The organism is Hungatella sp. L36 (assembly GCF_014288035.1).
In genome coordinates this window covers 266,912-280,597 of record NZ_JACOPC010000004.1, presented here as the reverse complement: position 1 = coordinate 280,597, position 13,686 = coordinate 266,912, and the positions used below count along the sequence as shown (strand labels likewise).

Here is a 13,686-nt window from a genome sequence, read left to right as displayed (position 1 = left end):
CCTCCCCAAAAACTACAAAAGTGGTTTTTTAACCACCAGATTTTCATATTCCTTCGGCGTATATCCGGTTATCTTCTTGAAAACCGCGCTGAAGTAGTACTGCGTGTCAAAGCCCAGCATGTCGGAAATCTCATACATCATATACTGGTATGATTCGATCAGTTCCCTGGCCTTCTCTATCTTCATTTCCGTCACATAATCGGAGAAATTCTTCCCCATCTGCTTCTTAAACGTACTGCTCAAATGCCCCTGGCTGACATTCAGCGCTGCTGCTGCCTGGCTCAGCGTTATCTTCTCCTGATAATGCTCCTTTACGTATTCAAGAGCCAGTTCCACCAGCCTATCCCTGCGCGCCTCCTGATGGTCCTCCAGCACCCTGACCACCTGATCCCGGAAGCCCTCGAGCCAGGTAAGCACCGTGCTTAAATTGGCCATGCGGTTTAACTGGCCTACAATGTCCACCGCGTAAGGAAAATCCTGTTCGCCCCAGTCTTCAATCAGAGAGGTGATAAAGTAATAGAGATTATTGCACGCGTTCACCGCCTGCTGTCTGGAAGGCCTGCACTCGGAAAACAGCTGGATCATCTGATTCATTATGGTTTTAAAGGCTTCGCAGTCATTCTGGCGGATCGCCTCCGTGACGTCCTTCTTCAGAAAATTAATGTTGAAATTGCTGCTGTGGCTTAAGTTATCCTCGCACATGGCCGAGTAGAACACCGCGCCGCCGGAATTGTCGTAAAAAGTCAGATTCATGGCGCTCATCGCCTGATACAGCAGATCCTGGATCTCGTCCACGCCGCTTCCAGGCAGGCTCACCGCAATGGAAATGGGAACCTCGAAGTAATCCTTCATGACCTGGCGGAATTTTACGCTCATGACACTGGCTTCCTTCTTAAAATCATCGATTCCTTCCGTTGAAAGCACCAGGACAAATCCGCTCTGCTCCCGCCGCAGAACGCAGCTGTTGTCAAAGAATCCCTTTACCATGCCGTTTATAATATCTTCCGCGAAGCCCATGACCTTTTTCTGGTCGGCCCTCGTAAATGCCTCAGAAAATCCCTCGAATCCATAATTAAAATTAATCAGCATCAGCGCCGGCCTGGGGTACCGCTCCCGTATCAGGCCGGAAAGCTCGTCCTCCGCCTCAACGTCCGTGTCATAGATGAGAACCCGCCGGAAATAGTTCTGAATCCGCTCGTCTACGGTCAGCGGTTCTTCCGCAAGATGTGTCATGTGGTAATTCATGTTGCACCGCTCTATGGCACACTCCAGAGCCTGGATCAAGCTGTCCTCATTGAGTTCCAGTTTTACCAGATAGTCGATCGCCCCTAAATGCAGCGCTTCCCTGGCCAGAGAAAACTCTTCCAAATTCGTCAGGAGAATGAAGCTCGCCGCGCATCCGTTTTTCATGGCTGTCTTCATGAAGGTGATTCCGTCCATGGCCGGCATTTTGATGTCTGTAATTACGATATCCGGCCGGAGCGTATCCAGAAGGGACAGTGCCTGCTGCCCGTTCGATGCCTTGCCCACGATCCGGCACTGATACTCCTCCCAGTTCAGAAGCGAGGCTATGCCCGCCAGAATTAACGGTTCATCATCTACAATCATAATCCGGTACATAAGCTCACTCCCCCTTAAGTCCCTGTCAGTATTCCAGCGGAATTCTGACGGTAATCTGTGTGTACTCCCCTACCTGGCTCTCCACGGAAAGTCCGTACTCTTCCCCATAGATCAGTTTCAGCCGTCTGTCCACATTCGGCATCCCGATACTGCTCATCTGGTCACCCTTTAACTTTTCCGAATGGTTCAGCAGCTCCGGTATCTTTTCTTCCGGTATTCCGATTCCGTCGTCCCGCACATCGACGCAGAGGCACTTGTCCTTCTCATACGCGCGGATCCGGATGGTCCCATTCTTTCCGCCAGGCTCGATTCCGCTGAAAATCGCATTTTCCACCAGCGGCTGCAGCGTCAGCTTCACGATTCGCGCATCGTAGAGCATCTCCTCCCCGATGTCGACCTCCAGATCGAACATTTCCACATATTTCAGCTTCTCGATGGTTACGTAATCGCGGACAAAATCCAGTTCCTCTCTCAGCGTAACGCGCTCGTCCACTCCCTTTGCCATATTCTTAAGCAGCTTCGACAGCGCGGTTACCGCCTTCACGATACCGCTGTTTTTCTGGATCACGGCAATCCATTTGATCGAATCCAGGGTGTTGTAGAGGAAATGCGGATTGATCTGCGCCTGCAGCATCCGGATTTCCAGACTGCTTTTTTCCTTTTCATCCTCCAAACGCTTGTCCATCAGCTGTTCGATCTGGCTGCTCATGGAATTTACGGCCTTACCGATGAGTCCGATCTCGTCCTGGCTTTCCAGCGACTCCTCCTGACTGAAATCTCCCTTCGCAATTCTGCCCACATGATTTACCAGCCGGTCAATCGGTTTTCTGACCGCATTGGTAAACAGAAACGACATGGAAATTCCAAGGAGCACACAGGAGATAAAGATCAGGCCAACCGTCTGCATGAGCATCAGGCTGTCATTTTTCAGATTTGCCATGTCCATGATTTCGATCACCAGGGCGCCGCTCTGGGATTCCTTGTTATACGATACCAGATGCGGTTCCCCATTTATCTGATAGCGCCACGTTCCCCGTCCTTCCTCTCTCCGCAGAATCGAATCAATCAAACGGTCGCTTTCCTCTTTTTGGTTTTCAGACTCCCGCAGCGTAGCGATCCGCTCTCCGCGGTAAGTAGTCACAAGCATTGTATTACCGTTATCGTCTTCCTTCAGACGGTCGAGATAGAGACGAGGCGACAGGAAAAGCGCGGAACAGTCACTGTCTTTATACCCGGAATTTTTACAGATAATGGGGATCGTCATCCCCACTTCCTTATAGAATGGGGAATTCACCAGATCCAGACGGTAGTCGTACATATCCTTCTTCAGTTCCCGGTCAAACCAGGGCGCATTCTGGATTCTTCTCCCGTCATCAACACTGCTTAAGGCCGTTCCGGCCGAAATGTGAACATCGTTGTCATCAAAAATGGACAGCCTTGTGATATAATCTCCATACCCTGTGACAGTGCAGAAATTAGCGGCCAGCTTTGCATAATCCAGGCCTCTTCTCTTTTCCTCTACGGTATCTAACTGCCCCAGGGAGCTTAGATCAAACATCTCCCGCTCCGCACAGTTAAGCACCAGGTTCACCATCTGCTCGTAGACCTCCTGATAATAGCGGGAGATACTCTCCACGTGGTACTCGACGGAATTCTGAGCCAGCTGGACGGCTTTTTTGTTCGCCGTCACATAACTCGTAACACTGAATATGATGCCGATGACGCAGATAATGCAGATGTTATATACCATAATTTTAAATTTTACTGTTCTGTTTTGCAATAACTTCTTCATCATTCAGCTCCATTTTCATCTGTTCTGTTTCCGCAGTAAACTGCACATAGTATCCCGTTCACTCAACAATGATCTGTTCATATTTATCGCTTACAAAAAACACAGAAGCATCTTGCACCCTCTCCTCTATAGAGGCCTGAAGTACTTTCTGTGCTTCTTCAAGAATGATGCTGTTTTTTACCTCTTCATAGCTATCATATCCCAGGTCAGTGCGCTGGGTACAGCGCAGCAGACAGCCGTTATTACCAGATAAGAGCAGCGGAGAGGATATCATTCCCGGTTCAAGCCTCACAACCTCTTCCTGGACAAACTGCTCCCAGATATCATCTTTGCCTATTATTTTCTCAGAACTGATTTCCTGCGTTACTGAATACTCCTCCAGAACCTCCAGCGTTTCGGCGGCATCTTTTAAGCTTTCTTCATTCATAGAAGCTCTTTCAGCTATCTGCCCTAATGCAGTCTTCAGATCAAACCCCGATACAGCAGACTCTGCCTCCAGCCGTTCATAGGTCACACGATACCCCTTACTGTAATTTTCTTTATCTTCATCATAGCGCGCCCGAATCGTTTCTTCCGGAATACTGTCCATTAAACGTTCCATTTCATCTTTCATGAGCCTGGTATTACAATCAGAGCGAATATACAGAAGATACTGCCACGGTTCAAATGCAGTTAATCCATAAGTCATTTCACCAGCTACATCACTTTTTGCATTATCTTCATTGAGAACCCTCATGTCTGCCATCAGATCACTGTAATCAACAGATTCAATAAGGCCTCTTTCATATGCCAGAATACGTTCCGTCTTGTATCTGACGATCTCTTCCATCGCCTTTTCCTTACAGTATTCAGATGGTGTCTGCCCATCAAACTCAGTGGCCCAGAAATCAGATTTCATTTCAGCACCATATGTAACATAGAAATACTGTGCCGCGTCAGAGCGTTGATCCCGGATAAAAAGAGAAAACTCTTTACGGCTTACCGGATAATTATCTACGGTAAAGAGAACATCATCCTCCAAATTTTCAACAGTCTTTATGCGAAACAGAAGGCACAGGGCAAAAACTGCCATAAGGCCAACCACTCCGGCAAGTATATAGTTAAACTTTTTTCTTTCTCCCATACCACGCTCTCCTGATGTTAATAAAATACTTTTTATTATACTTTATAGACTTTTTTTATTCAATGCATAAGATGAAAAACAAGGCTGCGCAGAATGACTGATTTATCAATCGTTCTGCCGCAGCCCGCATTTCTTAAATATCACATTTTATATCTCTTTACTTAATCCAGATACCGTTACTGTCAACCTGGTATCCATCTGGGGTTGTCGTATTCCGATACATCGCGCCATACGGTAATATATTCTGTTTTTCATATAACCACTGTTTCGATGTCTCATCAAATTTCCAGCTTGCTTCCGGTACCTGCTCATTCAAATAATACCAGTTGTCTCCAACCTGCTGCCAGCCACTCATTACTGCTCCTGTTGCAGGATTTAAATAATACCAGTAACCGTCCTGCGTATCTAAATGCCAGCCAGTTGTCATCGCTCCACTTAACGGATCCATATAATACCAGTTATTGTTGATATACTGCCATTCGGTAGCCATATAGCCATCATGATCGAAATAATACCAGGTATTGCCTATGCTTTCCCATTTGTCTGCTGCATACGCTCCGGATGTATAAGTAAAGTACCATCCGGCTGCATCCTGTTTCCAGGTTCCCTGTACAGAAGCCGAAGAGCCTGAACTGCTCCCACTTCCATGAGAAGGTCTGGACGGTTTAGACGGTTCAATCGGAGTCCACGGAATTCCTACTGTTACAACTAATTCAGCCGTAAACTTCTTCTCTTCCTGGTTTTTATCCATTCCGTAATAAACGATTTTTACTTTTTTCTTTCCGCTGGTGGTAAAATCATACACATATTCCAGTTCTCCCGGATCAAGTTCAACCGTTCTTACCACATTACTTGGACTCGCTTTCTGAAGCGCTGATACCTTCATACCTTCCGGTTCAAACTCATCATCCACATAATAAACCAGCTTATCGGGTTTTTTGTCCACTTTAATTTTTGTGGTATAATAAGAATCTTCCTCTATCGGTTCTTCTGTTACTCTTACCTTCACTTTGGCTGTAAATGTTTTTTCTTCCTGATCCGCATTTAATTCGTTATAGCTGATGGTTACCGTCCGTATTCCGGATTCACTGAAATCAAACTCATACTCCAGTTCCTCCAGATCGAGTTCAACGGCTCTTACCGCATCACTCGGGCTCGCCTTCTGAAGAGCCGATACCTTCATGCCTTCCGGTTCAAACTCATCACCAACAACATAAACCTGCTTATCCGGGTTTCTGTCCACTCTGATTGATGTGGTGTAATATGAATCTTCGTCAATTGGTTCTTCTGTTACTCTCACCTTCACTTCGGCTGTAAATGTTATCTCTTCCTGATCCGCATTCAGTTCGTTATATTTGACGGTAACGGTCTGTATTCCAGGTTCACTGAAGTCGTAATCATACTCCAGATTCTCGGTATCAAGTTCGACCGTTCTCACTGCATCACTCGGGCTTGCTTTCTGAAGAGCCGATACCTTCATGCCTTCCGGTTCAAACTCATCATCAACGAGATAAGCCTGCTTATTCGGGCTCTGATCCACTTTGATTGACGTGGTATAATACTTGAATTCTTTCGGAATAATGGTAAGCCCACGATCCTTTGCCTCATACTTTTCATCAAGCCATGTCCGGACATTATCTATACCAAAATTATTATCATGGTCAGCCTGAGACCAGCCGCCGCGAGAAAGAATACTGATCTTCGAATAATTCTTTACATTGGCATTCTCCGCCAGGAAGGTATCATCAATATAAACCTTCAAGCCCTCATCTGAAAATACCCACTTGAATTCATGCCAGCCATCTGTTCGTTCCACTCCGGAATTTCTCCATGTGGTAGTGCCGTCAATACGATAGGCATATGAGTCGGAGCCTGCATCTTTAAATACGCCAAGAGCATACAGTGTATTATTTGGAGAAACTGAGATCGCCTTTCTGGCAATCTTATCCGCCGTATCATAAAACATTAAACTCACAGTCCCCTGACGAGGTTCAAGGAAGGTCTTGACCGCATCATCGTCTGTTGTGCAGTTCATGGTTTTCATACTCCAGTCGCCATCTTTAGCACGTTCATCCGTTCTTACCAGACTCTGTGTACCGCCAACAAATGTTGTGGACTCTGTTTCAAAACTTTCTGTAAAGTCGGGTTGTGACAACACAGTTACCTGTGCACTTATGGTCACTGCACCAGATACCTCCTCCGGTATCGTAAGCATACCGTTTTCATTCACCGTACCTACAGTGGTTTGATATTTGACCGCCATGTTTTCCGGTTTCAAATCGACCTTGTTGCCTCTGCTGTCCACACCAACAACAGAGAGCTGAATGCCTTCTCCTGCTTTTACAGAATCACTTTCTGTATGTACTTCAAATCCGACTAAAACACCTTCACCCAGATCTTTTACAGTAATTTCAACCTCACTGCAGACCTTGTTATCCGCCAGTGCCGTCGCCCTGATCGTTGTTGTTCCCATGCGCACGCCTGTTACAATTCCTGTCTTTGTATCCACTGCGGCAATATCCGGATTGGATGAACTCCAACGCACAGTGGGTTCCCACGCATCAGCTGGGGTAGCCACAGCCTTTAGTGACATACTTTCTCTCGGATTAATTTCTGTCTTTTCCGCTATGATTTCAATAGATGCAGGCAATACTTCCGGTACAGTAAGTTCCGGAGAATCATTGTTCCACTCATGTACGCCAATATCAGGTTTACCGTTGATCGGGTTTCCAAAGAAATCTTTTTCTGCCTCACCAACAGCTGCAAAAACAGCCGGAAGCTTCACTTCTGCACCCGCATTGATTGCAGGAGATTCCTCAAGAAGCTTATATGCATCCAATTTGCTCAAATCAAGATGGGCATTGCTGGTTTTTGCATCTGCCATAATTTCTTCCGGTTTGCTTCCAGGTCCGCCTAACAGTGGATTGACAAAAAGGTTATCCGCTACTTCCGCATTACCGAAAGAACCATTTAAAAGACTCTGCGGATAAATGATGTTATTCTTAATCATACCTCCGGTTATTGCACCCCCAGCAAACTTAGGTACATTACCGTTAACAGACATCAAAATATTGTTGTAGAAATTAACTGCACCGCCTTCGTCAAATATTCTCTCGACGTTTGGAGCAATCAGAAAAACATTATTGTAAAAATAAGTTGCTTTTCCTTCACTGGGGCTTCCAAAGAACAGATGAGGATTATAATAACCGCCGTCTTCTACACTAATATTGTAACGGAAGATATTTCTGTCAGCAACAGACCCCATGGTCAGGAGAACTCCACCTGCATTATCATGAGTATAATTGTACTGGTAAACACTGCCCTTACACTGATGGTCGAAGTCAAATGACTCACCGTCATTACATCTGTACGGGTTATTAAATACTTCATTGTTCTCTACCACGGTATTTTCTGCTCCGATAAGCCAGAGAGCCGCATAGTTGGCGCCGCCGCTTAATTCCGGTTTCCCGCAATTTGTAACAACATTACCAGAAATGGTGCTGTCCAATACATTAGAAATAACCATACCGTCACCGGTGCATCCATCAATATAGTTGTTGCGGAATACAACCTTTGACGTTGCAGGCCAACTGTTGTTCTGGTTGTAAAGACCTGCGTTACGGATACCTTCGTTATCACAATTTTTCGTAATACAGTTTTCTACCAGGATATCGTCAATATTACCAAAGAAGTTAATGCCTCCGGACATCTTGTAATTAGACGAGCTGTTGACATCGTGAACATAACAGTCATCCACATAAATGGAGGTCTGGAATGACTTCTCCCACTCCGCATTATAGGAAGAGGAAGTAGTTCCTTTTGGCAGATCAGCAATTACCAGAATACCGTTTCGTCCATTGATACGGTCAGCATCTTCCTCACCGCCGTCATTGGTAAGCTCCAAACCGGATACTTGAACGTAGCTCGCATTTCGGATTTCCAAAGCACCCGCTGCATAGCAGTTGTTACCCTGATTTGCAAGTGTCAGAATTGTCGGTTTGGTAATATTGTCTTTGGTGACAACCTGTCCTGCATTAATAATCGGACGGCTTTCTCTGCTGTCGGCATTATACTTTGTAATCGTAATCGGCATCCCCGGCAGACCGGAATCATCAATCTTGATCTGACCATTCCAGATACTTCCCGCGTCCAAATAAACCGTATCACCCGGCTGTAAATCCAGACTATTTAACTTCGTCAACGAAGCATACGGATCATCTTCTGTACCTTTTCCAGTCTCATCATTACCCTTGTTGCTGAAATAGTAATTTGTTCCTGCAGTACTGTCAATAACCACAACTGTAAAAGTAATGGTCTTATTCAGAAGAATAAACTGGAACTCATGCTTTCCTGTACTCAGCGTAGATAGGTAATTCTTCGAAAAGATAACCTTATCTCCTTCAACGGTGTATTCACTGCCCTTTGTCAGAGCAGTCCCACCAAGCGTGATCTTCATCTCAGGATCTACTGCCGGTGTCATCTGGACTTCCGTTGCCTCCGGGGCACTTTGGTTAAAAAATACTTCTGTCTTTCCAAGAATGTCGTACTCAACCAGTTCCCTAAGCATAACCGTGGCCGTAACCACCTCTGTCTTAAGATGTGCGTCGGCACCTGGCTTTACTACCGTCACATCATCAAAAAACATCTTATCGCAGATACTATTGCTGTTATCTGAGTTGTCGTTCCAGTTAGTCATAAGCTGGATCCAGCCAATGCTTGTCAGCAGATCGCTGTCAAATATTAGATTATCATCAATATATGTTTTTGTACCCGCTGCAGTAACCTCCCAGCGGAACTGATGCCATCCTTTTGTACGCTTTATACTGCTGTCATCCCAGCCGTACTGTACTAATGGATTTCCGGAGCGCTTTACATAATTCTCATTGCTGCCCACTTTACTGTCATATGCTACACCGACTGCATGGTTTCCGGTAACTCCAGTCTGGTTTACATCAAAACAAAGTTTGGCCTGTGAAGTTCCCGTGTCACCAGTATCATAAAACCAGGCAGTTACCGTACCAAGCTGGTCGGTACCTGAAGAAATATTATGTGTAGCAGGCCCTTTTTTCCCCGATACAGGAGTTCCCGCGCTCCTGCCCCAGTGAGCTTCTGTCGTACTATGCCGATAAGAATCCGGGACGTTATCTGTAAATTTCTTATCACCCTCAAAACCATCATGGAAAATAATATCAGCCGGGTCATAATATGTCACTGTCGCTTTTAATTCAACCGTTTCCCGATCAACCGGAGTGTATCCCTCCTTTATTGATGCGGTACCTGTCTTTGGATCTACAATTACCTTTCCTTCAGTCCCTTCATAAGCGACAGACTTAATAGCAAAATCTTCTTTCCCCTCTAAATAGATCCTGCCTGGGGTCCCCTCAGTCAGATAGCCTCCATCTAATGAGAGGACAAATGACTGTGACTCTTCCGGTGCTGCAAAAACCGGACTGGCTCCCATAGTAGAAAATGCCAGTATGCCCGCCATGACCGCACTCAAAACTCTCTTTGCTTTTTTCATTCTGCTCTTCCCTTTCATGCATATTTGTTCACAAATCAATAAGCGTAATATCTGCCTTCTGTTTACCACCTTCTTCCATAAACTTAAACAGCGAAAAAACTCCATAATAAAATTGTTCTGCCGTTCTATGATAAACTGCGACGGCATAAACCTGGATCTATTGAAGCGTGAAAAGTTTAATAGTGGTTTCAATATAACATCAGGAATCTGAAAAGCAAATAAAGTTTCATACTGCCTTTTTACAAAATCTTCAGATCGTAACCAGGGATATTTGTAATATTTTCATATTTTTGCACTATCTTAAGGTTTTTACCATTAAATCATCAGATGGCCTTCCAGCCCCTCATAATCCACGGCAGCCGTGCGCCCGTCCTTCATCAGGAGTGTAACCGGGCCGTAGCCTCCGCACTGTTCCTCATCGGTAAAGGTGATTGTTCTGATTGGAAACAGTTCATCCTCCGCCCATTCTCTGTCATCAGTCCTGCTTAAAACGGCGCTGATCATCACATAAGGCTCGTACCCATACATTTTTTCTCTGCGCAGCTTTCCATAAGCCAAAATGCTGTTCTCCGCGGCCGGATTAACGCCTCTTCTCTCCTTTGTCTCAACCGATTCCCATGCCGTATAGGCAACCAGCGCAAGCTGCCGGCCATCCTGTTTTAGAATCACTGCCTCCGCGCCATCGCAGGAGCGCCTGATCACCTGTGTTTTCTCTCCATCCTGGTACTCCGGGAAACCGTAGGCCCCCATGGTCAGTGTAAATGGTTTGTTGGGGATGCGCATTTTGTCCACACGGATGTGGCCGTATGCCACAGGAAAATCCGCCAGATCGATGGAGGCGCCGCCCTGAAAGTTATGGTAAAAATCAAAGTATTGTTTCCGGTAGAGAACCCCGTCATTTACACCGCCATACATGATAATATTCGGCACCAGCGCCTCCTTTGCCCCATCATAAGAGAGGCTGTACTGCATGGCCTCCGCCCCCTGGCCGTCAAAAGCCTCCCACGGATAATGGCTGTGAAATGCGAGGCGTATGTAATATCTGATGTACTCATCTCCAGGTTTAAAAAGCCCCTTTGCTGTCCGGAACTCACAGGCCCCGTTCCCGCCCAGATGCGCAGAGACAATTCCCGGGCCATTCATTATCGTTTCTGTATAACCTTTCGGGGAATGTGGATGAGGGGAACTCTCCGCTCCCCAATCTCCCAGCTGCTCCCAATCCCCATTTTCCTCGACTGCGGACCAGAACGGATGCTCCTCCGGATACGTCAGCGCCACAAATGGATTTGCAATCCAAAACGGGCTTTCCGCGCAGCTGTAATCCTGTACCATCGGAAGAAACTGTCCGTAAAAACCCAGCGACGGCACTCCATTAACAAATACATCCTCCCTTGTAATAAACTGAAGCAGTGCGCCGGAATTGATTCTTCTTGCCAGTCCCGGATTGACGTTGGTATGATTGAGAAGATACGCGGAGGCAAAAGGGGAAGAGGCCGCATTGCGGTAGAGGCCGCTTCTCGCCCAAAGCGTCACATGACCCTCTTTATCGAACATGGACAGAAATGAATCCGTAAGCGCATTGGCATACTGCTCTATTTTCCCTGCGATCCACGGCTCTTCTGCATATCCATACCAACGGTTCCAGATCGGCCCATACACCTGGAATGCCCAGGGAGTGTAGTAATCAAAGCGATGGCCGTCGCGATACCATCCGTCTCCGGCATAGTACGACAGAATCGTCTGCGCATGGTCTCTCATCACGCCTCGGTCGATCTCATATCCCTCCTGATGCAGAAATCCCAGAATGAGCATGTTGAAAAGCCGCCAGTTATGCGCCCCCGTCTTCCCATAGGCAAATTCCCGGATATAGGATGCGATCCTGTCTTTCTCCTCCGCTGTATATGTATCCCAAATGACCTCTCTGCACTGATCCAGGCCGATTACGAGTGAGGCACATTCGCAGGTATGCTGGAAGGTGTCCTCGCCCTCCTTTGCCATGGCGAGAAGCTCCTGTAAACCGTACAGATAATTGGGATTTCCAGGCGTCACCGCCTCCAGTATCCGCGTTTTATAATACTCTCTCACCGATACGCCGCAAATTACAGCATCCGGCCGGTTATGCAGCAGCGGCGCCGCGATCAGAAAGCTCCTGGCAAGCCCCTCAAACCGTTCCGCACTGGCTTTTGTCGGTGAACTGTTTTTATTCGGATAACTCACCTCAAATTCCACTCTTCGGCTTACCGGCTGCCCCTCCATACTTTCAATTCCGGAAAAAATCCCCTCCAGAAGAAACTCGCACGCCTCCAGCCAGTGTTCCTTCGTCATGCCTGTATACGGGCTTTTCCCGTAATCAGGATTTTTCACTTCAAATTTCATAAATGTTACCTCCTGTACAAGTACTGCTTGCTTTTTTTATTCCTTATCATATAATAAATATCATGCAGGTTCTTTGCTCATTTTTGTCTTTTTATTGCGTTATGTGATTTTTTATTGCTGCGAGCACTTGGCGCCTGTCTCTTAGGCGCTTACGTGCGATACATGAAAAATAGTTGGCGAGGTCTGCGCAGGATTGGAGGCTGGAGAGCTATGACTTTTTTTACAGAACAGGACACGAATCGAAATGAATCCATACCATTATCACCAGAATGCGGTGCAGTGAAAAACGACGGCTGCCGCCGGATTCATTTTCCAGAGATTATCCGGAGTCACCATATGATCTCCGTGAAGCCAATCAATGACGTCTACCACATGCACGACTCCTACGAACTGCTGCTGTTTTTAGGCGGCTGTACGGACTGCTACATTGAGCACCACCGGTATCGGTTACAGCGTGGGGATTTGCTGATCATCAACAGCCAGGAGATTCACCGCGCTGTCTCCTATGAGGGCACTCCCTATGAGCGGATCGCTACCCACTTTTCTCCCGAGCTGGTTCGGAATTACTGCACGGAACAGACCGACCTGCTCTCCTGTTTTGAGAAGAGGAAAAATGCGGACAAAAATTTACTCTCCCTGCCGCCCCGGTCTCTGGAACGATATCTTTATCTGACAGATCACCTGCACACTGCCGTGGCCTCTGCAAGCTTCGGCCATGATGTCCTGGCCTCCACCTATCTCCTGCAGCTCCTGGTTCTGGCCAACACCTGTTTTTACGAGTCCACATTGATTCCCGAAAACATCATGCCCCAGCTTTCCAGCCAGATCATGAGATACATTGACGAGCATCTGACAGAAGACTTATCCATCCAGGCTCTGGCGGACCACCTTTACATGAACCGCTCCCATATGAGCCGCAAATTCCGGGAACAGGCCGGCTGTTCCATACAGGAGTACCTGATTTTAAAACGGATTTCCCTCGCCAAAACGCTTCTAAAGCAGGGAAAAAGTGTCACTGACACCTGTGAATTATCCGGTTTTCATGACTACTCCAACTTTATCCGTACCTTTAAAAAATACGCCCAGGTATCGCCCGGACATTATCGTGTGACAAATATGGAATCATAATATAATAATAAAAATAATTTTCTGCGAAACTAAAAAGCACCAGACAGACCGCCCTGTTCCAGGCGAATCCATCTGGTGCTTTCCTTTATTCTTATTCTTGTTTTTATTTTATTCCTATTTTTAATC

Annotated in this window: 6 protein-coding genes; 1 reads left to right on the top strand and 5 read right to left on the bottom strand. The window is 46.5% G+C overall.

All coding sequences use genetic code 11. From position 1 onward, the window contains the following. Positions 1–12: 12 nt before the first annotated feature. The 5 genes from H8S80_RS12825 to H8S80_RS12805 form a co-directional block, all read right to left on the bottom strand. Positions 13–1,620: a response regulator gene (locus H8S80_RS12825; RefSeq protein WP_117631131.1), complete on the bottom strand. Its 1,608-nt coding sequence runs from the start codon at positions 1,618–1,620 to the stop codon at positions 13–15. A 25-nt stretch (positions 1,621–1,645) separates the two neighbouring features. Further along, positions 1,646–3,415 (bottom strand): sensor histidine kinase, encoded by a 1,770-nt coding sequence (locus H8S80_RS12820; RefSeq protein WP_347561396.1) that lies wholly within the window; start codon positions 3,413–3,415, stop codon positions 1,646–1,648. 55 nt (positions 3,416–3,470) lie between these two features. Further along, entirely contained in the window at positions 3,471–4,535 is a 1,065-nt protein-coding gene (locus tag H8S80_RS12815) for a peptidylprolyl isomerase (RefSeq protein WP_117631127.1), read from the bottom strand. Positions 4,536–4,692: 157 nt separating this feature from the next. Then, positions 4,693–10,056 carry a bacterial Ig-like domain-containing protein gene (locus H8S80_RS12810; protein ID WP_181987912.1) on the bottom strand — a complete coding sequence of 1,788 codons (5,364 nt, stop codon included), beginning with the start codon at positions 10,054–10,056 and terminating at the stop codon, positions 4,693–4,695. Positions 10,057–10,371: 315 nt separating this feature from the next. Next, positions 10,372–12,432 (bottom strand): DUF2264 domain-containing protein, encoded by a 2,061-nt coding sequence (locus tag H8S80_RS12805; RefSeq protein WP_117631123.1) that lies wholly within the window; start codon positions 12,430–12,432, stop codon positions 10,372–10,374. A gap of 210 nt (positions 12,433–12,642) precedes the next feature. Here H8S80_RS12805 and H8S80_RS12800 point away from each other — a divergent pair, with 210 nt between their 5' ends. Continuing rightward, positions 12,643–13,560 carry a helix-turn-helix transcriptional regulator gene (locus H8S80_RS12800; protein ID WP_117631121.1) on the top strand — a complete coding sequence of 306 codons (918 nt, stop codon included), beginning with the start codon at positions 12,643–12,645 and terminating at the stop codon, positions 13,558–13,560. The last annotated feature ends 126 nt before the right edge of the window (positions 13,561–13,686 follow it).